General features: G+C 66.4%; 18 protein-coding genes. 8 read left to right on the top strand and 10 right to left on the bottom strand.

Translation table 11 applies throughout. The annotated features are described in order from the left end of the window. Positions 1-221: 221 nt before the first annotated feature. The 5 genes from ABIB35_RS15810 to ABIB35_RS15790 form a co-directional block, all read right to left on the bottom strand. Positions 222-854, bottom strand: a complete 633-nt coding sequence (locus ABIB35_RS15810) for a Maf family protein (RefSeq protein WP_354182675.1) — start codon at positions 852-854, stop codon at positions 222-224. A gap of 93 nt (positions 855-947) precedes the next feature. Continuing rightward, on the bottom strand, positions 948-2,372 hold the full coding sequence (locus tag ABIB35_RS15805) for a dicarboxylate/amino acid:cation symporter (RefSeq protein ID WP_502915813.1): 1,425 nt from the start codon (positions 2,370-2,372) through the stop codon (positions 948-950). A 168-nt stretch (positions 2,373-2,540) separates the two neighbouring features. After that, entirely contained in the window at positions 2,541-4,265 is a 1,725-nt protein-coding gene (locus ABIB35_RS15800; RefSeq protein WP_502915812.1) for a DUF885 domain-containing protein, read from the bottom strand. A 107-nt stretch (positions 4,266-4,372) separates the two neighbouring features. Further along, entirely contained in the window at positions 4,373-4,633 is a 261-nt protein-coding gene (locus ABIB35_RS15795; protein WP_354182674.1) for an acyl-CoA carboxylase epsilon subunit, read from the bottom strand. Next, positions 4,630-6,225: an acyl-CoA carboxylase subunit beta gene (locus ABIB35_RS15790; protein WP_354182681.1), complete on the bottom strand. Its 1,596-nt coding sequence runs from the start codon at positions 6,223-6,225 to the stop codon at positions 4,630-4,632. Before ABIB35_RS15790 ends, ABIB35_RS15795 begins: the two co-directional genes overlap by 4 nt. 671 nt (positions 6,226-6,896) lie before the next feature. On the opposite strand from ABIB35_RS15790, the gene ABIB35_RS15785 reads away from it, so the two are divergent. The 5 genes from ABIB35_RS15785 (at position 6,897) to ABIB35_RS15765 (ending at position 11,545) form a co-directional block, all read left to right on the top strand. After that, a complete protein-coding gene (locus tag ABIB35_RS15785; RefSeq protein WP_354182673.1) occupies positions 6,897-7,745 on the top strand; it encodes an SDR family oxidoreductase in 849 nt (282 codons plus the stop codon). A gap of 169 nt (positions 7,746-7,914) precedes the next feature. Further along, positions 7,915-8,799 (top strand): biotin--[acetyl-CoA-carboxylase] ligase, encoded by an 885-nt coding sequence (locus ABIB35_RS15780; RefSeq protein ID WP_354182672.1) that lies wholly within the window; start codon positions 7,915-7,917, stop codon positions 8,797-8,799. Continuing rightward, entirely contained in the window at positions 8,796-9,371 is a 576-nt protein-coding gene (locus ABIB35_RS15775) for a PH domain-containing protein (protein WP_354182671.1), read from the top strand. The genes ABIB35_RS15780 and ABIB35_RS15775 overlap by 4 nt, the downstream gene beginning before the upstream one ends. Beyond that, positions 9,364-10,575, top strand: coding sequence for an adenylate/guanylate cyclase domain-containing protein (locus ABIB35_RS15770; RefSeq protein WP_354182670.1), 1,212 nt, complete (start codon positions 9,364-9,366; stop codon positions 10,573-10,575). The genes ABIB35_RS15775 and ABIB35_RS15770 overlap by 8 nt, the downstream gene beginning before the upstream one ends. 136 nt (positions 10,576-10,711) lie before the next feature. Next, positions 10,712-11,545, top strand: a complete 834-nt coding sequence (locus ABIB35_RS15765) for a PP2C family protein-serine/threonine phosphatase (protein WP_354182669.1) — start codon at positions 10,712-10,714, stop codon at positions 11,543-11,545. Between the two features lie 95 nt (positions 11,546-11,640). On the opposite strand, the gene eccCa is transcribed toward ABIB35_RS15765, so the two are convergent. The 4 genes from eccCa to ABIB35_RS15745 are packed head-to-tail and all read right to left on the bottom strand — an operon-like array spanning position 11,641 to position 18,513. Next, positions 11,641-15,654 carry a type VII secretion protein EccCa gene (gene eccCa, locus ABIB35_RS15760; protein WP_354182668.1) on the bottom strand — a complete coding sequence of 1,338 codons (4,014 nt, stop codon included), beginning with the start codon at positions 15,652-15,654 and terminating at the stop codon, positions 11,641-11,643. After that, the gene (locus ABIB35_RS15755) at positions 15,651-16,814 is read right to left on the bottom strand and encodes a hypothetical protein (RefSeq protein ID WP_354182667.1); all 1,164 of its coding nucleotides are present in this window, start codon (positions 16,812-16,814) and stop codon (positions 15,651-15,653) included. Before ABIB35_RS15755 ends, eccCa begins: the two co-directional genes overlap by 4 nt. After that, entirely contained in the window at positions 16,811-18,163 is a 1,353-nt protein-coding gene (gene eccD, locus ABIB35_RS15750; RefSeq protein ID WP_354182666.1) for a type VII secretion integral membrane protein EccD, read from the bottom strand. Before eccD ends, ABIB35_RS15755 begins: the two co-directional genes overlap by 4 nt. 5 nt (positions 18,164-18,168) lie before the next feature. After that, positions 18,169-18,513, bottom strand: a complete 345-nt coding sequence (locus ABIB35_RS15745) for a hypothetical protein (protein WP_354182665.1) — start codon at positions 18,511-18,513, stop codon at positions 18,169-18,171. Positions 18,514-18,665: 152 nt separating this feature from the next. Between ABIB35_RS15745 and ABIB35_RS15740 the strand changes: the two genes are divergently transcribed. After that, positions 18,666-18,983: a DUF6457 domain-containing protein gene (locus ABIB35_RS15740; RefSeq protein ID WP_354182664.1), complete on the top strand. Its 318-nt coding sequence runs from the start codon at positions 18,666-18,668 to the stop codon at positions 18,981-18,983. 64 nt (positions 18,984-19,047) lie between these two features. Here the strand turns inward: ABIB35_RS15740 and ABIB35_RS15735 are convergent, their stop codons facing one another. Further along, a complete protein-coding gene (locus tag ABIB35_RS15735; protein ID WP_354182663.1) occupies positions 19,048-21,390 on the bottom strand; it encodes an FdhF/YdeP family oxidoreductase in 2,343 nt (780 codons plus the stop codon). A gap of 385 nt (positions 21,391-21,775) precedes the next feature. On the opposite strand from ABIB35_RS15735, the gene ABIB35_RS15730 reads away from it, so the two are divergent. Next, on the top strand, positions 21,776-22,111 hold the full coding sequence (locus tag ABIB35_RS15730) for a hypothetical protein (protein ID WP_354182662.1): 336 nt from the start codon (positions 21,776-21,778) through the stop codon (positions 22,109-22,111). Positions 22,112-22,190: 79 nt separating this feature from the next. Further along, positions 22,191-22,496 (top strand): pore-forming ESAT-6 family protein, encoded by a 306-nt coding sequence (locus ABIB35_RS15725; RefSeq protein ID WP_354182661.1) that lies wholly within the window; start codon positions 22,191-22,193, stop codon positions 22,494-22,496. Positions 22,497-22,558 lie beyond the last annotated feature (62 nt).

The following is a 22,558-nucleotide window of genomic DNA, read 5'->3' as shown; positions in this document are numbered from 1 at the left end:
AACCCGCCAGAACTGCACACAGGTTGCCCGGGAGCACTCTGGAACCCGCCAGAACTGCACACAGGTTGCCCGGGAGCACTCTGGAACCCGCCAGAACTGCACACAGGTTGCCCGGGAGCACTCTGGAACCCGCCAGAGGTGCACACAGGTTGGCAGACCCCGGCGGACCCCGGCGGACACCGGCGGGCAAAAACGCGCAAAGGACCGTGAGGCAGGGAGGGCTACTTGTCCCAGAGGTCCGTGATCTTCACGCCGGCGCTGGCGAGGAGCTCGCGCAGCATCGACACGGAGAGCCCGACGACGGCATGCGGATCACCGTCGACTTTCTCGATGAACGCTCCGCCCAGGGAATCGATCGTGAAGGAACCGGCCACCTGCAGCGGCTCACCGGTGGCGACATACGCGTCGATTTCCTCGTCGGTGAGCTTGGCGAAGTACACCGAAGCCGAGCTGACGCCGCCGAGCGTGGCGCCCGAACCGTCGTCGTCGGTGTCCCGGCAGTCCACCAGCCAGTGCCCGGTGTGCAGGATGCCCACCTTGCCGCTCATCCGGCGGATGCGCTCGCGGGCCACTTCGGGTTCCCAGGGCTTGCCGTGCGCCTCACCCTCGAACTCGAACACCGAGTCGCAGCCCAGCACCAGGGATCCTTCGGCCTCGGGCAGCGCAGCAACGGCTTCGGCCTTGGCCCGGGCCAGCAGCATGGCCGTGTCATGCGGATCGGGGGTGCCGTAGCGCGCGGTGACGGCATCTTCATCGACGTTGGACACGAGCACGGTGTGGGTGATGCCGGCGTTGGTCAGCAGCTTAGTGCGGGCAGGGGAAGCGGAGGCGAGGATCAGGAACAGGTCAGTCACCCCTCAAGCCTAGCCCGGACAGCAGCAAGGCCGCCCCGGAAATCCGGAGCGGCCTTCGCGGCAACACAGACAGGCAGTCAGTGCCTCAGTGAATCAACGAGCCTGGGCATCTGCGGTCACCGGCGCCTCGACGTCGTTGTCCACAGCAGCGGGCACCTCGGACGAGTCGTCCGCGAACGGGTCGCCGGTGCGCTTGGCGTCATAAATCGAGGCGTCCAGCAGGCCGTTGCGCTTGGCGACGATGGTCGGGACCACGGTCTGGCCGGCAACGTTTACGGCGGTGCGGCCCATGTCCAGGATCGGATCGATGGACAGCAGCAGGCCCACGCCGGCCAGCGGCAGGCCCAGGGTGGACAGCGTCAGCGTGAGCATGACGACGGCGCCGGTGGTCCCGGCGGTGGCGGCGGAACCCAGCACCGAAACCAGCGCAATCAGCAGGTAATCGGTGAAGCCCAGATCGATGCCGAAGAACTGTGCCACGAAGATCGCGGAGATGGCCGGGTAGATCGAGGCGCAGCCGTCCATCTTGGTGGTGGCGCCCAGGGGTACGGCGAAGGAAGCGTAGGCACGGGGCACGCCAAGGTTCCGCTCGGTCACGCGCTGGGTCAGCGGCAGGGTGCCCACTGAGGAGCGCGAGACGAAGGCCAGCTGGATGGCGGGCCAGGCGCCGGAGAACCACTGCTTCACGGACAGGCCGTGGGACTTGATCAGGACCGGGTAGACCACAAACAGGACCAGGAACAGGCCGATGTAGATGGTCAGGGCGAACATCCCCAGGGATCCGATGGTGTCCCAGCCGTAGGTGGCCACGGCGGTGCCGATCAGGCCGATGGTGCCCACGGGAGCAAGGCGGATGATCCACCAGAGGACCTTCTGGATGACGGCCAGGGCGGAGGCGTTCAGGGCCAGGAACGGTTCGGCGGGCTTGCCCACCTTGAGGGCGGCGATGCCGACGGCGATGGCGATGACCAGGATCTGCAGCACGTTGAAGCTGACGCTGGTGGTGACGGCGCCGGATTCGGCCACCTTGGAGGCGGCACCGAGCCCCAGGAAGTTCCCCGGAACCAGACCGGTCAGGAAGCCGATCCAGCTGCCCTGGCTGCCGGAGAAATCCTCCTGCGGAACGTCGGCATTGCTGCCCGGCTGCAGGACAACGCCCAGCAGGATGCCGATGACCACGCTGATCAGGGCCGTGATGGCGAACCAGAGCAGGGTCTGCCAGGCCAGACGGGCGGCGTTGGACACGGCGCGCAGGTTCGCGATGGAGCTTACGACGGCGGTGAAGATCAGGGGTACGACGGCGGCCTTCAGCAGCGAGACGTAGCTCGTGCCGATGGTGTTCAGGGTGGTGGTCAGCCAGTTGGGCTCGCCGTCACCGACGGTGCCCATGCTCTTGGCCAGCAGGCCCAGCAGCAGGCCAGCCACCAGGGCTGCGATGATCTGCGGTCCGAACGCAGTCATCCAGCGGGGCAGCCGGCGGCCGGCGGATGTTTTGGGGGAGGAGGTCTGTGTGGTCACTTGAAGATAGTAGTGGCCGACCCTTATCAGATTCGATTGCCCGTTGCGAAATGTTACGTGCACTTCTTATGGCGTTCTGTGGGGTAACAAGAAGAAACCCCCGAAATGTGGCGGTGTACTGCCCATTTCGGGGGTTATTCCTGATCCTGCTGTGAGGAATGTCGCGCTCTATGCCTCCAGGAGTGCCCGGCGCAGCGTGTCCAGCCCCACCGATCCCAGCTCCAGAGCGCGGGTGTGGAAGCGCTTCTGGTCGAAGTCCTCACCCTCGCGGCTTCGGACCTCGTCGCGGATCTGCTCCCAGAGCCGCTGGCCCAGCTTGTAGGAGGGGGCCTGCCCGGGCCAGCCGAGGTAGCGGGTGAACTCGAAGTTCAGCTGACCCTCTGAGATCGCCATGTTTTCCTTGAGGAAGGCATAGCCCTTGTCTGCGGTCCAGGTGCCGGAGCCCCAGCGTTCGGGGATTTCCAGTTCCAGGTGCACGCCGATGTCGAAGACCACGCGGGCGGCCCGCATGCGCTGGGCGTCCAGCATGCCCATCTTGTCTCCGGGATCGCTGAGGTAGCCGAGTTCGTCCATCAGCCGCTCGGCGTACAGCGCCCAGCCCTCGCCGTGTCCGGAGACCCAGCAGATGTTCCGGCGCCACTTGTTCAGCAGCCCGCGTGCCGCCGTGGCCGTTGCGATCTGCAGGTGGTGTCCGGGGACGCCCTCGTGGAAGACGGTGGTGGTCTCATTCCAGGTGGTGAAGGTGTCCTCGCCCGCCGGCACGGACCACCACATGCGGCCCGGGCGGGAGAAGTCCTCGCTGGGGCCGGTGTAGTAGATGCCGCCCTCCTGCGTGGGAGCGATCATGCACTCGATCTCCCGCATCGGCCCCTCGATGTCGAAGTGGGTGCCGGCGAGGTCTGCCACCGCGCGGTCGGCCAGGCCCTGCATCCAGGTGCGCAGCTCCTCGGTGCCGTGCAGCTGGCGCGCGGGGTCGGCGTTGAGCAGGTCCATGGCCTCGGCGATGCTGGCGCCGGGCTGGATCTGCTCGGCGACGGCTTCCTGCTCGGCAATGATGCGGTCCAGCTCGGCTACGCCCCACCGGTAGGTTTCGTCCAGGTCCACGGCGGAGCCCAGAAAGCGGCGGGACATCAGCGCGTAGCGCTCCCGGCCCACGGCATCCTTTTCGGGGGCCTGCGGCAGCAGTTCGTTTTCCAGGAACGAGGCAAGGTTGCGGTAGGCGGCACGGGCGGATTCGGCGCCGGCGCGCAGACTGGTGGCGAGGCTCTCCGGGAGGGAGCCGCCGTCGGCCAGTGAGGCGCCGGAAACATACTTGTCGAAGAAACCGCCGTCCTCTGCGTACTTGGAGGCCTGTTCCATGACGATCAGCACCTGGCGGCGGGCCGGCAGCAGGCCGCGTTCCTTGCCGGCACGCAGGGAGGTGATGTAGCCCGAGACGGCATCCGCCACGTTGTGCAGGCGCCCGTAAATGTGCTGCCAGTCCGCCACGGTGGCGGCGGGCATGAGGTCGAAGATCGACCGGATCTCCTGCGCCGGGGAGGCAATATTGTTCAGGTCTGAGAGGTTCCAGCCGGAGGTGTGGATTTCCAGTTCCAGGCCCAGGCGTTCGTGCATGGCGTCGAGGGTGACGCGGTCCACGTCATCGGCCGGCTGGAGACCGTCCAGGCGGTCCAGCGTCTCACGGATGGCTTCGGCCACGGACTCCATGCCGGCGGGGGAATAATCCGCGTATTCGGTCTCGTGTCCGGCAATGCCGAGGGAGGTGGCAAGGGAAGGATCCAGCTGCAGGAGTGTCTCAGTGAAAGCATCGGCCACGGCGTCGATGGCGGTCGGCTGGCGGTAGCGCGCGCCGGCGAAGGACAGGGAATCTGATGAAGGAGTCTGTTGGGTCACAGGTGAAGCCTAACGCGTCCCTCGGACATCCCTAGTTGAACGAGACGCTAACGTAACGCAAAAGGTTCTCCCGCCGGTGCCGGGGCGGCAGCTGCTTCGAGCTCCGGTCAGCGGAAGCTGCGCCGCCAGGACCCGGGACCGGGTTTGGGTGCCAGGCTCAGCATCCGCCTCCGGTTCCAGGTGCGGCGGGCGGACTCCGGCGTGGGCCGCGGGTCACCGCCGTCGGCGTTCAGAGCCATGACGACGGCGGCCAGCGCCGCCAGTTCCTCCTCCGACGGATTCCCCGCGAGCACGGAAAACAGGGGCGGCTGCGGGGGAGCGCTCTGTGCTTCCCGGCCCCAGGTGTCCGGCACATCCCAGGCGGTCACAGCGGAATGTTTCCGTGCTTCTTGGCGGGTAGCGAGGCACGCTTGTCGCGCAGGGCACGCAGCCCGCGGACCAGCTGCAGGCGGGTTTCGGAGGGGGCGACGACGGCGTCCACGTAGCCGAGCTCGGCCGCCTGGTAGGGGTTGAGCAGCTCCTCTTCATACTGCGCGATGTAGTCCGCGCGGGCCTCCTCAACGCTGGCTCCGGCGTCGGCCGCTGCCTTGAGCTGGCCGCGGTAGAGGATGTTCACCGCGCCCTGCGCGCCCATGACGCCGATCTGCGCCGTGGGCCAGGCGAGGTTCAGGTCCGCGCCGAGCTTCTTGGAGCCCATCACGATGTAGGCGCCGCCGTATGCCTTGCGGGTGATGACGGTGAGCTTGGGAACGGTGGCCTCGGCGTATGCGTAGAGCAGTTTGGCGCCGCGGCGGATGATGCCCTGGAATTCCTGGTCCTTGCCCGGCAGGAAGCCCGGGACGTCCACGAAGGTGAGGATGGGGATGTTGAAGGCGTCGCAGTGGCGGACAAAACGGGCGGCCTTTTCCGAGGCTGCGATGTCCAGGGTGCCGGCAAACTGCATCGGCTGGTTCGCCACGATGCCCACGGTATGCCCCTCCACTCGGCCGTAGCCCATCATGACGTTCGGTGCGTAGAGCGCCTGCATCTCCAGGAAGTGGCCGTCGTCGAGCACCTGTTCAATGACGGTGCGCATGTCATAGGGCTGGTTCGCGGAATCCGGGATGAGCTCATCCAGGGCCAGGTCGCCGTCGTTCAGTTCCAGGTCCGTGACAAAGGCGGCCAGCGGAGCCTCGGCAAGGTTGTTGGAGGGCAGGAAGTCCAGCAGTTCGCGGACAAACTCGATGGCATCCTCTTCATCCGAGGCCAGATAAGTGGAGGTGCCGGTATTGGTGTTGTGCTGCCGGGCGCCGCCAAGGGATTCCATGTCCACGTCTTCACCGGTGACGGTCTTGATGACGTCCGGTCCGGTGATGAACATGTGGCTGGTCTTATCCACCATGACCACAAAGTCCGTCAGCGCGGGGGAGTAGGCGGCGCCGCCGGCGGAGGGACCCATGATCAGGGAAATCTGCGGAACCACGCCGGAGGCATGGACGTTGTTGCGGAAGATGTCCGCGAACATGGCCAGCGAGGCGACGCCTTCCTGGATGCGGGCGCCGCCGCCGTCCAGGATGCCGACCACAGGGCAGCCGTTGCGCAGCGCGTGTTCCTGGACCTTGACGATCTTTTCGCCGTTGACCTGGCTCAGCGATCCGCCGTAGACGGAGAAGTCCTGGCTGTAGACGGCGATCGGGCGGCCGTCCACGGTGGCGTAGCCCGAGACCAGGCCGTCGCCCAGCGGCTTCTTCTTCTCCATGCCGAAGGCGGTGGAGCGGTGTACGGCCAGAGCATCGAACTCAACGAAGGAGCCGGCATCAACAAGCATCTCGATGCGCTCGCGGGCGGTGTGCTTGCCGCGGGCGTGCTGCTTCTCAACCGCAGCCGGGCCCGAGGGCATTTCGGCCTGCGCCTGGCGGCGGCGGTACTCAGCGATTTTGCCCGCAGTGGTCTGCAGGTCAAGGTCCTGGTCGATGCTCATCTGGTCTCCGGAGTGCGCAGTGGTTGGGGCGTGCCGTGCAGCCATAGTGGGGGGTTCCTGCGTTAAGTAGGAATTGCACAACGGACGCGGCGATTTATCCAGTCTAGTGAGGGCATTCGTTGACCCCCGGTGTAGGGATCCTACAATTTCGCGCCGCTGCCCTTGGCCGGGTTGCCGCGGGGCGGGGTGTTGACGGGTGCTGTGTTGGTGGGGTTGGCACCGCGGGGCCGGTGGCTTCTTGGGGTGGCCCGCCGTTTCTTGGGGGTCGGGGGCGGCCGTGCGATGGGCGGTGTCTTGGATGACTCCGCACCGTCGGCGGGGAGGTTGCGGGTGACGTGCGGATCCTTCCCCTCGGCAGCTCAGCGTGTGTGCAGATACGGCGGCCTATCCTGATCCTGTGCGCAGATATGGTGACTTACCGGCCGTGGAACCCGCCAGATGTGCACACACGATGCTGGCCTCGCGGCGGGACCCGCCAGACGTGCACACACGATGCCGGGCCAGGCTGCGGGACCCGCCGGACGTGCACACAAGATGCCGGGCACGCGGACTGAATGCCGCCCGCCGCATGTGCCGGGGGAGTGAGGTGCCTGCACCAGGCCAGCCACGGCGGACCGACCAGATGTTACTGGTGAGTAACATAATGGCGCGCGGTGTATTAGCCTGTTGCCATGACCTCTCTCACACCAGCATCCCACTCCGGCTCCCTTGCCGGCCGCACCATCCTGATGTCCGGCGGCAGCCGCGGCATCGGCCTGGCCATTGCCCTGCGCGCAGCGGCCGATGGTGCCAACATTGCGATCATGGCCAAGACGGCAGAACCGCACCCCAAGCTGCAGGGCACCGTTTACACGGCGGCCGAGCAGCTGGAGGCAGCCGGCGGCAAGGCGCTGCCGATCATCGGCGATGTGCGCAACGACGACGACGTCGCCCGCGCCGTGGCGGAAACCGTGGAGCGTTTCGGGGGCATCGACATCGTGGTCAACAATGCCTCGGCCATCGATCTGCGCAACACTGACGACGTGACCATGAAGAGCTACGACCTGATGGCGGACATCAATGTCCGCGGCACGTTCATGCTCTCCAAGTTCTCCCTGGACGCCCTGCGCCGGTCGGACAACCCGCACATCCTGACGCTGTCGCCGCCGCTGAACCTGGACCCCAAATGGGCCGGTTCCTACCTGGCGTACACGATGGCCAAGTACGGGATGTCCCTGACCACTCTGGGCCTGGCCGAAGAGCTGAAGAACGACGGCGTGGCCGTGAACTCGCTCTGGCCGGTCACCGCCATCGACACCGCCGCCATCCGCAACCTCGGCGGCGAGACCATGGCAGCGGCCTCGCGCAGTGCCGACATCATGGCCGACGCAGCGCACGCGGTCCTGACCCGGCCCAGCCGCGAGGCCACCGGCAACTTCTACACCGATGAGCAGGTGCTGCGCGAAGAAGGCATCACCGACTTCCGCCCGTATTCCCTGGGCGCCCCCGAGGACAAGCTGATGCAGGACTTCTTCCTCTAAAGGGCGGCGTCCGAGGCAACGCACCCGAGGCCTCGCCCAACGACGGCGGCTCGGTTGGTCGCCCAACGAGGCCTGCCCGACGACGGCGGCCCGGGTTGGCAGCCCGGCCGAGGCCGGCCGGCTGCCGGCCTCGGAGGAATACCCGGGGCCGGCGCGTAAGATCGGAAGCATGCATTTGCGCTACTCCAGTATGGAAAGACCCGGGCTTGACCAGGAGCGCCTCCGGGCTGCGCTCGTGGCGCCGCAGGGGCCCCTGTCCCAGCTGGATGTCGTGGCGGAAACCGGCTCCACAAACACGGACCTTGCCGAACGTGCACGGCTGCGCCCGGCCGAGGTGCCTGACCTCTCGGTCCTGACGGCTGAGATGCAGACGGCAGGCAAGGGTCGGCTGGGGCGGACCTGGGTTGCTCCGCCGCGTTCCTCCCTTTTTGTGAGCGTGCTGCTCCGGCCGGTCAACGCTGCCGGCCGGCCGCTGCCCACCCAGTCCTACGGTTGGCTGTCCCTGCTGGCTGCGCTGGCCCTGGCGGAAGCGGTTGCCAGCCGCACCGGCGTCGAAGCCCGGCTGAAATGGCCCAACGATGTGATGGTGGACGGGCGGAAACTCGCCGGAGTCCTGGCTCAGCTGGTGCCGGACTCGTCCGGCGCTCCGCCCGCCGTCGTCGTGGGCGCGGGCATGAACGTCTCCCTCACCGACGAGGACCTTCCGGTTCCCACGGCCACCTCCCTGCTGATGGAGTACGCCTCCACCACCGACCGCAACATTTTGCTGGCGGACTATCTGCAGGAACTGGCCGCGAAATACGCACAGTTCAGAGCGGTCGACGGCGATGCCTCCCGGCCGTGGGAGGACGGGACCTCGCTTACGGAAAAGATTAGTGCGCGCATGGCCACGCTGGGCCAGCAGGTCAGGGCGGATCTGCCCGGCGGCACTTCCCTGACAGGGCGCGCCGTGGCCCTGGATTCGCACGGGTCGCTGATCCTGCTGGACGGAGCCGGCGAGCGGCATGCGGTCGTGGCCGGCGACGTGGTGCACCTACGCGCCGTACAGGCGTGAGCGTTAGGCTGAAACTGGCACCGGGAGAACGGATCATTGTGGCCAGCCGGCCGCATGCCCGCCAGCTGGTCTGGCCGGTGATCCTCGCCGTCGTGATCTGTGCAGCCGCCGGTTTTGGCTACGGCTTCCTGGACCGGGACGCTTTGTCCGACCAGATTGCCGACTGGCGGATATACCTGCAAACCGCCGTCGTTGTTGTTGCAGTGGCACTGCTGGCGAGATTCTGCCTGCCGCCTGTGCTGCGCTGGGCGTTTTCGCGGTACATCGTGACCAACCGGCGGCTGATCCACCGGCAGGGAGTGCTGCGCCGGCGCGAACGCGAACTGGCGCTGGCCACGATCTTCCAGCTCGAGGCCTGGCAAACCGTCACGGACCGCATGCAGCGTTCCGGAACCCTGGCCGTGGACGTGGGCTATGACCGGGTGGTGCACTACGAACACGTTCCGGAGGTGCACAGGTTCAAGTCCATTGTGGTGGCCGCGATTGACCAGCTGCCCATGACCGCCATGTTTGATGGTGTAGATATTGAAGGAGATGGGGACTACGACTACGAAGGGAGGGATGATGAGTGAGGAAAGCCGCGACGTAGAAGCGGATCCCGAGCCCATGACCCTGTCCATGCCCGCCGTCCGCCCCCGCGTCCAGCCCGCCGGGGACGGCAGTGCAGGGGAGGATCCTGCCGCAGCGGATTCCGGCTCCCCGGATGCAGCAGGCGCGCCGAAACCGGCTGCTCCGAACTCCGTTGCCATTGACCGCGAGGACATCAGGAAGCTGGAGGCCCAGCTGATCGGCGGTCCGCGAACCCTCAAGCGGCGCGAGGCGGCCGCTGAAGCGGGCGTTTCGCTGCTGTCCGCCCGCAAACTGTGGCGCGCAATGGGCTTTCCCAACCTCGACGACGACGCCGTGTTCTTCACCGAGCAGGACCGCGAGGCGCTGACCACGGTGATTGAACTGGTGCGTGACGAGCAGCTGACCGAAGAGGCAGCCATCTCGATCATGCGCTCGATCGGCCAGATGACGGACCGGATGGTGGTGTGGCAGATCGAGGCGCTCGTTGAGGAAATGGTGGTCCAGCGCGGGATTCCCGACGCCGAGGCGCGCAAGGCGCTGGTGGCGGCCCTTCCGGGGCTGATTGAACCGCTGGAAAAGACACTGGTGTATGCGTGGAAGCGGCAGATGAACTCCGCCGTGCAGCGGCTGGCCCTGCGCGCCGAGGCCGGACTCGCCAGCCACGACGGCTCCGCCTCCGATGACAACCCGCTGCCGCTGGCGCGCGCCGTAGGCTTCGCCGACCTGGTCTCTTACACCTCGCTGTCGCGGCAGATGAACGAAAAAACCCTGGCGCACATGGTCCAGCGCTTTGAGCACAAGTGCGCCGAGATTATTTCGGTGGGCGGGGGCCGGCTGGTAAAGACCATCGGCGACGAAGTGCTTTTCAACGCCGAAACCCCCGAAGCCGGGGCGGAAATCTCGCTGGCCCTGGCGAAGGCCTTCACCGAGGATGACCTGCTGCCCGCCGCTCGGGTATCCCTGGTCTGGGGGCGCGTGCTCTCGCGGCTGGGCGACATTTACGGGCCCACCGTGAACCTGGCGTCGAGGCTGACCTCGCTGGCGGAGCCCGGCACCGTGCTGACCGACGCTTCCACCGCCGCCGCGCTGCGCAACAACGACAGGTTTGTGCTGATCCCGCATCAGCCCCGCAACGTGCGCGGCTTCGGAGAGATCCATCCGGTGACCCTGGCCCGGGGCACCGGTCCGGGGCTGATCCTGGACTGACCCGGTGTTCTGCCCGGGCGGCGGAACGCCCGCGGCCGGGCGGTGGATTGCGCGTTCCGCTAGGGTAGGCAGGAGTATGCGTAATATGTGTCACTGCTGTGGTCCACACAGCGGGCAGCTTCCGGATAGGGCGTGAATGAACTCCGACGAAACGACATCCCCGGCCTTGGAACTCCGTGCAGTCTTTGGCTATGCCTCCGACCGCGGACTGCGACGGGAGCAGAATGAGGATTCGCTGATTGCAGCGGACCCGGTCTTCGCCGTCGCCGACGGCATGGGCGGACATGAAGCCGGGGAAGTGGCCAGCAGCATCTGTGTCCGTACCCTGGGCGACGCACCTTTTGTGGGCGAGCATCTGCCGGAGATCGGTGCCCCCGAGCTGCGGGCGTTGCTGCGCGAAGCCGACGCCGGGATCCGGGACGCGACCGGAGGCCGGGCCGGCACCACGCTGACCGGGGCCGTCCTGGTTCGGGAAAACGGCGTCCCCTGCTGGCTGGTCTTCAATGTGGGTGATTCCCGCACCTACCGTCTGACCGGCGGAGTGCTGGAACAGATCACGGTGGATCACAGTGAGGTCCAGGAGCTGGTGGACATGGGCCAGATTACGCCCGATGAAGCCCTCGTCCACCCGCGACGCCACGTGGTGACCCGGGCGCTGGGAACCGGCAGCGACACTGAAGCCGATTACTGGCTCATCCCGGTGGTTCCCGGAGATCGACTGCTGGTCTGTTCCGACGGGTTGACCGGCGAAGTCAGCGACGGGCAACTGCAGCAGATCCTGGCCTCCGAGGCCAACCCGCAGGATGCCTGTGCCTCCATGGTGCAGGCGGCGCTGCGGTCCGGGGGCCGGGATAACATCACGGTCCTGGTGGTCGACGTCGAAGGCGCCGACGATCGCAGCGGTCCGGGCGCTTTGACCCTGCCCGGCGCAGCGGATCCCCAGCCCGCCGCACGGTCCGCTGAACCCTAACCGCTGAACCTTATCCGCCGAACGCTACCCGCCGAACCCTACCCGCAGCGAACCGGGCTGCACCTGCCGCCCGGGCCAGCGCCGTCGTCAGCTGCTCAGGCTCCGACTGCCGGTGGTGCTGGGATGTCCTCGTCGTTGAGGAAGAGCTGGAGCACCTGGACCGGCTTGCCTGGCTGAATCAGCTGTGCCCGGCCGGGGGGAAGGGTCCTGGCCCGCACTCCATTGATCAGGCTGCCCTCCGACTGGTCCCCGGAAAGGATCACTGCGCTGCTGCCGGAGTCCCGCAGCGCAGTAAAGAACGGCTCGTACATGCCCCGGCTGGCACCGCGCACCCGCCGTGAGAGAACCGCGTGCAGCCCGATTTCCGGAGCGAGGGGCAAAAAGGGTGTCAGCCGGGACAGCGGAGAGGATCCACCCGCGGTCAGGACATCGTAGTCGTCAATGATCAACACGATTCGGGGCAGGCCCGCAAGCTCAGCCGGCGCAGCCGAGACGCGTTTGTCCAGTTCCCCCGCAACGGCGGCGGCAAGCTGCTCCGCCAGGACGGCGCTCGTGGCATATCCGCCCAACGACTCGGCAGGCACAATACCGGTGAGGGTGCGGCGGGGATCGAAGACGGCGAAGACAATGTCCTCCGCCCGGTGCTGCGACGTCAGCCGGCGGATCACCGACAGCAGGGCATTGGTCTTGCCGGAGCCGTCATCGCCCATGATCACCAGATGCCGTTCCCTTCCGTGCAGGTCCAGCACCTCGGGGCCCAGATCCGACTCCCGAAGGCCCAGCGGAACGGACGCCGCCGCGTCGGGGGTGGGCACGGTTCCGGCGGAAACAACGCCGGGAAGAACCCGGACCTGCAGGGCGCGCTCCCCGGTGGAAGCAGCCACGGCAGTCACCAGATCCCGCAGGCCCCGGGCTGCCGAACTATCGTCGGACTCCGAATCCACGCGCGGCAGCGCAAAATGTCCCTGCAGCTTGCGGTCCATCAGTGCCCGGCCCGGGCGCCCGGTGCTCACGGCCTCCGCGAGCTTGCGCCCGTGGGCGGATTCACCGACATCCGCCAGCCGCAGTTCAATCCGGTTCCCGAAGAAGCTCTGCTGCGAGATCCGGATTTCATTCATCCGCGAGCAGGTGGCGATCACATGGATGCCATAGCCGGCGCCGCGGCTGATCAGGGCATGGACGGGTTTTTCGATCTCCTCGAATTCGTCACTCAGCTGCCCGTAACCGTCCAGGACCAGAACAATGTCAGCACTGGATAGCTCCGGGATCAGTCCTTCGGCACACTGCCGGCGCAGCGTCGGCAGGGAATCCACCTGATATTTCTCGAATACGTGCTCGCGGAGGGCCAGCATGGCCAGAAGCTCATCGACGGTGCGGCGGATCACCTCCCTGTTGGTGCGCACGGCCATCCCGCCCACATGTGGCAGCCCCTCGAGCGGAACCAGGGCGCTGCCGAGCAGGTCAAGACCGTAAATCCCCACCTCCGCAGGGCTGTGTGTCAGGCACAAAGCCGCGACGATGGTGCGCAGCGCTGTGCTCTTCCCCGTCTGCGGCCCGCCCACAATGGCCGCATTACCGCCGTTGGCGGCCAGATCCAGTTCCCAGATGCCTTGCCACTGCTTGGCCGGATCATCCAGCAGCCCCACGGGTATCCGCAGGTTTCCGCCGCTGGCAAGCCGCAGTCCTTTCCCGGCGGACAGACCTCCCGCGGCCCTGTCCAGGGCGATGCCTCCGGGCAGCGGGGGCAGCCAGATCGGGGCCACGGCGCGGGGGAAGGTCGCCAGCGTGTCCATGAGCTTGGACAGTACGGTGGGCCCGGTGGTGCGTTTGGAGGACGACGTCGACGCCGGTCCGCCGCCGCCGGCCGCGGGCGCCGGTTCCAACGAGGCGGCATAGCGGGGGACCGGCAGGACCTGCGGCGGGGCAGCTGCCTCCTCGGGGCTGCGGTCCTGCTGCGCTGCTTCCAGGGCGCCTGACACATATCCGGCTTTGAAGCGGGTGTAGGTGGTGGTGTCCACCTTCAGATAGCCGAAGCCGGGCACCGGAGGCAGATGGAAAGCGTCGGGGGTGTCCAATACTGTGCGGGACTCCGCCTCGGAAAGCGTCCTGAGCCCGATCCGGTAGGAAAGGTAGGTATCCAGGCCGCGGAGCTTTCCGCCCTCGATCCGCTGGCTGGAAAGCAGCAGATGCACCCCGATGGAGCGGCCGATGCGGCCAATGGAGAGAAACAGTTCGATGAAGTCCGGGCGGGCGGTCAGCAACTCCCCGAATTCGTCAATGATCACCACCAGATGCGGCAGGGGCGCCACGTCCCGGCCCTGCGCACTGAACTCCTGCCGGTACAGCTGGTAATCGGTGATGTTGGCCAGGTTTCCGGCGGCTTTGAGGACTTCCTGGCGGCGCTGGATTTCTCCGGACAGACTGGCGTATACGCGTTCAATCAGACTGACGTCGTCGGACAGGTTGGTGATGACCCCGGCTACCTGGGGTGCGTCCGCAAACGGAGCAAAGGTGGCCCCGCCCTTGTAATCCACCAGCACCATGGCCAGCACCTCAGGGGAGTGGGTGGCGAGCAACCCCACCACCATGCTGCGCAGCATCTCGGATTTTCCCGACCCGGTGGCGCCGACGCAGAGCCCGTGAGGTCCGTGGCCAAACTGCGCGGACTCCTTCAGATCCAGCAGGGCCGGCCGTCCGCGGTCGTCCGGGCCCAGCGGCACCCGCAGGAAGTCCACCTCCCCGCGGGGTTTCCATAACCGCCGGATGTCCGCCGCGTCCAGGTTCGGCGAGAGTCCCAGCATCTCCAGGAATCCCTGGCCGGTTTCGGCGGTGTCATGTTCCAGCGAGTCCGGGGACAGCCGCAGGGGCGCGAGTTCACGGGCCAGTGCCTCGGCCAGCGACAGCGGCAGGACGTCCAAGGTGCCGTGTTCCATCTCGGGAAGCACCGGGTCGCCGCGGTAATTCTCCAGGATGAACGCCCCGTCCGGGCCGCCCGGGTCCTGGCTGATGCGCACCGCCACCTCTCCCGGTTCCTGCTTCCGCTCAGCGACCAGAAAGACTGTGGTGATGCCCAGTGATCCGGCCGAGACCTCCTGATCCGGGACCTGCAGTTCGGCCGGGAGCTGGCCGTAGGAGTCGCTGAGCACCAGCAGCCGGGGTAAAGATGCGCCGACCCCGCCGCGCAGGAAATTCTTGCGGGATTCGGCGGCGAGGGTGGAGCGCCGGTTCAGGTCCCCGCTGAGGACATCGCTCAGGACCGCCGCGGAGGGCGCCAGACGGCGGACCGGCCCGGTGGCATGGGTGGAAAGCTGGTCGGCCAGATGGGGCAGCCAGGTTGCCCACTCCCAGCTGTCGCGCCGCTCCGGGGGCAGGACGAGGGCAAGGTGGAGGTCCTCGGGCGAATGGAATGCTGCTCCTTCGAGGAGCAGGATCCGCGCCGCCCGGGTGACAAATTCGCGGGACCCCACCACTGAGATGTTGCCGGCGCAGTCCAGCGGTACGGTCAGCGGCAATTCCGGGCTGGATTCATAGCGGCGTTTAAGGATTTCCACTTCCGCAGTCATGAAGGTGTCGGCTTGGGCCAGCGCCGATCCGGACTGCTGGATCGTGACGTGACGGTTTTGCCGGGAGCCGCTGCCGATCCGCAGGTGCAGGAAGTCCTCATTGGAGCGGCGGCGTTCCCAGAGGCGCCGCGTGTCTCTGATGATGTCAAACAAAGCTTCCGGGGGAGGGCTGGACTTCCGGGCAACCGCCAGCGCGGTCTGTTCATCCGCCCGCAGGGAGGCGCGGGAGCGTTCCAGATATTCCAGATAGTTCTCCCGCTGTTCCCGGCGCTGCCTTCCCTGCCTGCCGCGCTGGCTAAGCATCATCAGCACCGAGGCGATGATCGTGAGAACCATCATGAGCGCGCCCACGGCCGCCAGCGGGGACCCGCGGAAGAGCATCATGACCGTCATCGAGACGCCGGCTCCCAACAGCGGAACCAGGGACATCATGTTCATGCCGCTTTTGCCACCTTCGATTGAAGGCGGGGCGTCGAGGGTGAAGTCCTCGATGCTGCGGGCCGGTGCCGTGGTCCGGGCCGGCCGGTGCAGGACCTTGGTACTCATGTGCAGTCCTCCGGGGCCGCTCCGGGATGAGCCGACCTTAGCGCCCGGGGGCGGCGCGCCGCGGGACCGCCGATGGCTGCGGACAGGACGCGGGATGCCAGCGAGGCTGCCTCGAGACGGGTACGGCGGGACAGCAGCGCCGGATCGATTTCCACCCCGGCGGCCAGGTGCCGGTCGTGGCCCAGATGCAGGGCGTCAACGCCGGTGCGGCGCAGGCCCGCAGCGGCCCGGGAAGCGCCGGGAGTGCTGCCTCCGGCGGACTGAACCACCAGCACCAGAAGTGGAACGGCGGCGAGTGCGGGATCAAGGCGCCAGCCGGCAGCGTAATCGACGGCATCTTCTCCTCCCGCGACGCTTGCCGGCGTCACGAAGAGGGCCAGGTGAGCGTTTCCCAGGGCCCACCGGGCACCCGGATCGCTGAGGCCGGAACCACAGTCGAAAATCGTCACGGGGCAGTAGCGGGAGACGGCGCGGGACAGCAGCGTGGCCGCATCACCGCCGGCCGGACCACACCCGTAAGCACCGTCAGTGCCGTAAGCACCGGCAGCGGGACCGGCGGGTGTCCACGCCGGTGTGCTCATCCCACTTCCGGCTGCGTCGCTCGCAGCGTCCCGCGGCCCGGCAGCCATCCAGGGGTGCGGGCGGCGGCGGCCGGTCACCAGCAGGTTGGCTGGTCCGGCAACACTCAGCAGGGCAGCGAGGTGGCCCAGCGACGCCGGCGTGTCGGCTCCGAGCCGGTCGGCAACTATGTCCAGGGACGGAGCATCGGGGACACCCAGCCGGTGTCCGAGTGTTCCGGCCTCCGGGGTGTTGTCCACGGCGGCGACGGCGTCGGCACGCATGGCTGCATAGATCCGGGCCAGCAGGGCGGCCGTTGTGGTTTTGCCTGCTCCGCCCCTGGAACCCACCACGGCGATCCGGCGGCCCGTGGTCACTGGCAGCTGGGTACCCGCCGCTGCTTCCGCGAGGCGCTGGGGATAGTCGTCGCCCCGGAAGAGGCCTGCGGAACCTGCCAGGAAACGGTGCAGCGGGGACTCGGCAGGCCGTGTGCCACGCACCCGTCGAAAATGCTGCGGACGCAGCTCCTCGCCGTCGGCGGAGGACGGGAGGCGGCTGTCCAACCCTTCGGGGCTCGAGGGGGCCAGGGCTGGCCGGTTCATGAAAAGGTCCCTGCCAATTGGTTGAACACCCCGAACATGCCGGCGGTCAACGGCACCGATGCCAGGATGGCGGCGCTCTCAGTCCGCTTGGCCAGCAGCCGGAACCGGGCCTGGGCGTGGTCGGGGAACGTGGCTGTCAGTGAAACGCAGGCTGCCGCGGCGGTCAGCAGAACGGCCAGGCCAACTGCCCAGGGTTGCGCAGGAAAGAAACGCAGAGCGCTCAGGACTGCCGCACCCAGCCCGACGGCGACAGCCAGGTACAGTGCAAACCGCTGTGCGGCCAGCGGAAAGGAACGGGTGCGCAGGAACAACGCCAGAGTCAGGGCCAGCAGCAGGGGGAGCGTCCAGTTCTGGCGTCCAGCGTCAGCGCCGACCAACCACAGGCCCGGAGCAATACACGCGGCGGTGACCGCCGTCCCCAGCGTCAACCCCCGGTGAGCGGCGGCCACGGCGTCCCTGGCATCGGTGCGCGCGATGGAGCGACCCTTGGCGCGCTGGTCATCCAAGCGGGCAAGCCCGGAGGAAGCCAGTGCCAGTGTGGGCAGCAGCCCCAGGGTCAGGGTACCTGCCAGGGCAGCCAGAGCGGCCGCCCCCGCAGCGTCCGAGGCGACGGCACCGGCGCCGGTCCACAGTCCGGTGGCGAGGGCCAGGGTTGCGGCACCGCTGAAGAATGCGCGCCGCTGCGTGGAAATGGTTCCCAGCGCCGCCAGTGTCAGCACGGACAGCCCGGCCAGAAGCAGGGCTGCAACCGGAAGCCGTTCCGGAACGCCGTCGTACACATGGACCGTGCCGCCGAGTCCCGTGAGCCATCCGGCGGCGAGCAGGGCCGGGGCGAGGAGCGTTCCTCGGGGCGAACCTCCTGCAGCCATTCCGGCGGCTGTGCCTGCGGCCAGACCAAGCAGTGCCAGGCCCAGCAACAGCCATCCGGCAGAGTCCGGCGCAAGCGCGGCCAACAGGATTTCCGCACCGGCCCACATGCCCGCTGCAGTGAACGTTCCGGCCGCAAGGGCACTGGAGCGGCGGGTCCATTGGCCGGCAGTTCCGCTGGTTTCGCGGACCACCAGGTCCGTGACGTCGTAGACAACGGCGGCGGGCGGAGACTCTGCGGCGTTGCAGAGCAGCAGTGAGGAACCGTCCCGGACCCTTGCCTGGTCCAGGGACATGTCGGCATTGAGCTCGGTACCGTCCGCGGCAACCAACACCTTGGCCGCGACCTGCTCCGCCGGCGGGTCATCCAACAGCGTCAGAACCTGCGGCAGGAGAAGCCCAACAGGCTGGTCGGAGGGCAGGAGGAGATCAACGTGTTTCCGCGGGCCAACCAGCGTGACACGGGTGAGTGCATGCGCCATGGCGGTCAGGCTCCTGTCCCGGCCGGAACCCCGGTGGTGGTCTCCGGAAAGGTGCTTTCCGCAAAGGGCCAGGAGATGGACGTCTGCCGGGGTTGGGCCTGTTCCTCCTGCTTGGCGCGGTTCTCGGCCAGCAGGTTGCTGACAAAGGAATACCCCACGCACACGGCGGCAATCACCGCAGCGGCGGCGATGCTGAGGAGAAACAACCGGAGGCTGTCCATCCAGCGGCGTTCATTGGGGTTTTCCCCGTAGAGCAGCGCGGTCAGGAGCCTGTGCCGGCGCACGGTGACGGACTCGATGAGCTGGTTGTCGTAGTCGCTGGCCATGAAGGTCCCCTCGCCCTTGGACACGTTGGCTACATCCTTACACCGGCGTCGGGTTTTCGGGGCCGGTCGTGCCAAGCTGGGGACAACCTTGTGGATGAGTGCCGGCCGGGGGCGTTGTGCAATGCCCCCGGGCGGTGCTAATCCTTGTTTCACCAGCCCGCACTGAAGGAGATGTCATGAGTACCAATCCCGACACAGAAGAGCGCACCCTCAGCGAATGGAGCCGCCGCCTGACCCAGGCGCTGCAGATCCTGGACCTGGAAGTGGACCACAAGATGCTGGTGGAGCTGGCGGAACAGTCATCCAAGACCGTAGGCGCCAATGCGGGCCTGATCAGCACTTTTGTGGTGGGGTACGCCGCCGGGCTGTCCAAGACCAGCGGGCGCAAGGCAGCGGACGAAGCGGTTCGGAGCGCTGCCGATACAGCCTTCCAGCTTGCCGCCACCGGCCTGGAAGGCCCGGACCAGCCCGGCTGGAAGAACTCGGCACAGTAATCGGAACGGCGCCTGCGGGGGCTTCGGCACTGGCCGAAGACCCCGCAGGCACCCGCGGTTCCGGCTAGGCAGGCGCCCGGGTCTTGAAGTCTTCGACCTGTTCGTGTGCCGGGTCCAGGTTGGGCTCAACGCGCACGAGGACGGTCTTGGACACGGGTGTGTTGCTGCCTTCGGCCACATGGTCCATCGGGACCAGGACGTTGGCTTCGGGGTAGTAGGCGGCAACGCAGCCCTGCGGCGTGGGATACGAGACCACACGGAACTTCCGCAGAACCCGTTCCGCGCCATCGTGGTGTACTCCGTGGATGTCGACGTACTGCCCGTCAGCCAGACCCAGGTCCGTAATGTCCCTGGCGTTCATAAACAGGACATGCCGGCCGCCGCGGATGCCCCGGTAGCGGTCATTGTGCCCGTAGATGGTGGTGTTCCACTGATCGTGGGAGCGCAGTGACTGCAGGATCAGAGTGCCTTCAGGGCGCTCCACCGCTTCCAAATCATTGACCGTGATGATGGCCTTGCCGGTGGGAGTGTGGAAGGTGCGCGAATCCCGGGGGGCGTTGGGCAGGACAAAGCCGCCTTCGTGCCGGATCCGCTCGTTGTAGTTGTCACATCCCTCGACGACGCGGCCGATGTGTTCACGGATCAGGTCGTAGTTTTTCTCGTATCCCTCCCAGTCGGCATCGATCCGATCACCGACCACCAGTGCTCCCAGCCTGGAAACGATGGCGGGTTCGGAGAGCAGATTTTCCGACACCGGGGACAGGTTTCCGCGCGAAGGGTGCACCACGCACACGGTGTCCTCCACCGACACGAACTGCGGGCCGCTTTCCTGGATGTCCAGTTCCGTGCGTCCCTTCGTGGGCAGGATCAGCGCTTCCTCGCCGGTGATCAGGTGGGAGCGGTTCAGCTTGATGGAAATCTGCACCGTCATCTCGGTTTTCTGCATGGCAGCCTCGGCAAACTGCGTGTCGGAAATGGCCGAGATGAGGTTTCCTCCCAGCGCCAAGAAGACCTTGATGTGTCCTTCCTGCATCTTGTAGAAGGTTTCGACGGCGTCCACGCCGTGGTCCCGGGGCGGATCGAAGCTGAACTCCTTGCCCAGAGCATCCAGGAAGGCCGGCGGCATCTGTTCCCAGATGCCCATGGTGCGGTCGCCCTGGACGTTGCTGTGTCCGCGGATGGGCGCCGCCCCGGCTCCGGGCTTGCCGATGTTGCCGCGCAGCAGCAGCAGGTTGATGATTTCCTTGATCGTGGGCACAGCTTTCTTCTGCTGGGTGATGCCCATAGCCCAGCAGATAATGACCTTCTCGGCCCTGAGATACCGGTCGGCGAGCTCGTTGATTTCCTCGATGGGCAGGCCGGTGGCCTCCACAACGGTCTGGTCATCCAGATGCACCAAATGGTCTTTGAGGTCTTCCAGTCCTTCGCAGTGCTTTTCCAGGAAATCATGGTCCAGGACGGTGCCGGGATTTCGTTCCTCGGCTTCCAGGACCCGCTTGGAGATGGCCTGCAGCAGTGCCATGTCCCCGCCCAGGCGGATTTGCAGGAACTGATCGGCCAGCTCGGTTCCCTTGCCGGCAATGCCGCGCACTTTCTGCGGGTTCTTGTACCGCCGCATACCGGCCTCGGGGAGCGGATTGACAGCCGCGATGCTGCCGCCGTTGCGCTTGCACTCCTCAAGGGCTGTCAGCATGCGCGGATGGTTGGTTCCCGGATTTTGGCCCATGAGGATGATCAGGTCCGCTTTGCCGAAATCATCGTAGGCGACGGTGGCCTTGCCGATTCCGATGGTTTGGCCCATGGCCCAGCCGGAGGACTCATGGCACATATTGGAGCAGTCGGGCAGGTTGTTGGTGCCAAAGCCCCGCACCATCAGTTGGTACAGGAACGCGGCCTCGTTGGAGGTGCGGCCGCTGGTGTAGAAGGCGGCCTCGTGCGGGGAGTCCAGGCTGTTGAGTTTGTCCGCCACAATGCGGAACGCCTCGTCCCAGCTGATTGGACGGTAATGATCCTCGCCTGCAGGTTTGTAGACCGGTTCCGTCAGCCGGCCCTGCATGCCCAGCCAGTATTCGGTCCGGCCGCGAAGTTCAGTGATGCTGTGCTCGGCCCAGAACTCCGGGGAGATGACCACGGGCGTGGCCTCCCAGGTGACGGCCTTGACGCCCTCTTCGCAGTATTCGAATTTGCTGCGGTGCGAAGGGTCCGGCCAGGCGCAGCTGGGGCAGTCGAAACCGTCCTTTTGGTTCATTTTGAACGTGGCTTCCAGGGCCCGTTTTGCACCCATGTGCTGTATTGCCGGTTTCAGCGAGTGATAGACGGCAGGAAGTCCTGCTGCCCATTCCTTGGGGGGTGTAACCTCTATGTCCTTTTCATCCACGTTTTCCACGCGCGGTTCTTTCCGTACCACTGACGCACTTCCCTTCACCGTCCCGCCTTCGGCAGCCCGGAACCCTTCACGGCCCGGCGGACCGCCCCATCCGTATGAATAGGCCTAGCAGGTGACGCAGACCATATCAAGGTTTGCACTGCCGAGTCGCCGGACCGCTTGCGGGCGGTGGCCACGCGTGCCCACGTTGATCAGGTCCGGCGTCAGGGTTTCACGGCTGGTGGCTGCACCCCTGGCGCCGGCCACACGGTTATCCACAGGCCCGGTGCCCTGCATGGTGTTTTCCGGAGGGTCCGCGTTGGATGGAGCCACCGGCAGGCGGAAAGGGAAGCCCTCCAAAGGGGCATCAGCTCCGGCGCCGGACCTAACCGGACAATGGCGCGGCACGCGCGGAAAGTGGGCAGTGATGAAATTTGATATGGGTTCGCAGACGCTCGGAACACTCACCCGGCAAACAGGTTCCTCGAATGATGATCTGGGTCAGCTGGTCCGTTCGCTGGTCCAGGCGGTGGCGCCTTTGGAGGGCAAATTCAACGGATCGGGCCGGGTGAAGTTTGATGAGTTCAAGGCCCGCACAGACGAAGTGGCCAATGAATTGAACGGTTCCCTTGCCGCCATCCTCATGGGGCAGTCGGAAATGGACCGGTCTTTCCACCTGGGTGACCAGGAATCCGCGGACAACGCCGCGCAGCAGCAGGGGGCAGCGAGTTTCGATGCAGCCCGTTTCGGTTCCTCACGCTGACCTTCCGCTCCGTTTCCCGTTGTTTCCGTCCTGATTTTCTTTTACTGAGCGTTTTGCGCTGACTTCGAAAGGGTTTGCCATGTCCCAGGATCGTTTGAGCTATGACACCGATACGTCTTCTGCCGTGCAGGGGGAGATCGCGTCCATTGTGGGCCGCCTTGAGTCCCTCATCGGGGAACACGAGAAAGCGGTCAACTCCGCCATGTCGGATTTCCAGGCCGATGGCGTTTCGGAGGAATACCAGTCCGTGGAAAACCGTTTTCGAAATGCGGCCAACGAAACCCGGAACATCATTGGATTGGTGAAGCAGACCCTGAACCTGAACGATCAGACGGCCTCCGGTGCCGGAGCCCGGGCCAAAAGTGCTGTGCAGAACATCGGTTGACGGACAGTCGGCAGGTTGCTTCCGCGGGCTGGGGTGAGCAGGCCGGAGTGTCAGGACTGCCG

Origin of the sequence: Arthrobacter sp. UYP6 (genome assembly GCF_040547315.1) — a bacterium.
Lineage (GTDB): Bacteria > Actinomycetota > Actinomycetes > Actinomycetales > Micrococcaceae > Arthrobacter_B.
Note: the sequence above shows the minus strand (reverse complement) of the source record. Positions and strands in the feature narration are given on the sequence as shown.

Bases quoted from the DNA above. Each gene is read 5' to 3' on its own strand.
- ABIB35_RS15790 (WP_354182681.1), bottom strand. From the start codon at position 6,225: ATGAGCATCGACCAGGACCTTGACCTGCAGACCACTGCGGGCAAAATC.
- ABIB35_RS15785 (WP_354182673.1), top strand. From the start codon at position 6,897: ATGACCTCTCTCACACCAGCATCCCACTCCGGCTCCCTTGCCGGCCGC.
- ABIB35_RS15780 (WP_354182672.1), top strand. From the start codon at position 7,915: ATGCATTTGCGCTACTCCAGTATGGAAAGACCCGGGCTTGACCAGGAG.
- ABIB35_RS15770 (WP_354182670.1), top strand. From the start codon at position 9,364: ATGAGTGAGGAAAGCCGCGACGTAGAAGCGGATCCCGAGCCCATGACC.
- ABIB35_RS15765 (WP_354182669.1), top strand. From the start codon at position 10,712: ATGAACTCCGACGAAACGACATCCCCGGCCTTGGAACTCCGTGCAGTC.
- eccCa (WP_354182668.1), bottom strand. From the start codon at position 15,654: ATGAGTACCAAGGTCCTGCACCGGCCGGCCCGGACCACGGCACCGGCC.
- ABIB35_RS15755 (WP_354182667.1), bottom strand. From the start codon at position 16,814: ATGAACCGGCCAGCCCTGGCCCCCTCGAGCCCCGAAGGGTTGGACAGC.
- eccD (WP_354182666.1), bottom strand. From the start codon at position 18,163: ATGGCGCATGCACTCACCCGTGTCACGCTGGTTGGCCCGCGGAAACAC.
- ABIB35_RS15740 (WP_354182664.1), top strand. From the start codon at position 18,666: ATGAGTACCAATCCCGACACAGAAGAGCGCACCCTCAGCGAATGGAGC.
- ABIB35_RS15730 (WP_354182662.1), top strand. From the start codon at position 21,776: ATGAAATTTGATATGGGTTCGCAGACGCTCGGAACACTCACCCGGCAA.
- ABIB35_RS15725 (WP_354182661.1), top strand. From the start codon at position 22,191: ATGTCCCAGGATCGTTTGAGCTATGACACCGATACGTCTTCTGCCGTG.